Source organism: Pseudomonas sp. EL_65y_Pfl2_R96, from assembly GCF_963970905.1.
Lineage (GTDB): Bacteria > Pseudomonadota > Gammaproteobacteria > Pseudomonadales > Pseudomonadaceae > Aquipseudomonas.
In genome coordinates this window covers 1-434 of record NZ_CAXAQH010000396.1, presented here as the reverse complement: position 1 = coordinate 434, position 434 = coordinate 1, and the positions used below count along the sequence as shown (strand labels likewise).

The window sequence follows — 434 nt, the reverse complement described above, 5'->3', positions numbered from 1 at the left end:
TGCCGCGCGGATCCCAATTGCCGTTCACCGCATTCTGGATCATCGGCAAGATCAGGGGGCGATGCGGCGACCGGTTGATGATCTCCCGCCCCGCAACATCCCGAAACACAGTGACCTTATGATCCGCGCCAGTGACCGAAACCCAGCCCGGAATCAGCCAGTCAAGCTCAGCGATATTGCGACGGAGGGATGCCGCCGAGGACTCGTCCCAAGGCGCATGAAACGCGATCGCCAATGGCTGATCGACCCCAACCCCGCGCGGACGCGCGCCGAGCAGCCGGGCATAGTCGTTCAAATCATGCCGCGCGCGCTTCAGCAGCGGCTCATGCGGCGGCGGCAGCTTGGTCAACGCGGCGTGCTCGGCCTCGACCGGCAACAAGGGCGCGCGCGGCACAGCCCCGATAGAAACCCCGAGCGCGGCAATCGCCACCACG

General features: G+C 65.9%; 1 protein-coding gene. It reads right to left on the bottom strand.

Going from position 1 to position 434, the window contains the following annotated elements; all coding sequences use genetic code 11:
* On the bottom strand, positions 1 to 434 hold a 434-nt coding region (locus AACY49_RS31235), incomplete at both ends, for a hypothetical protein (protein WP_339528208.1).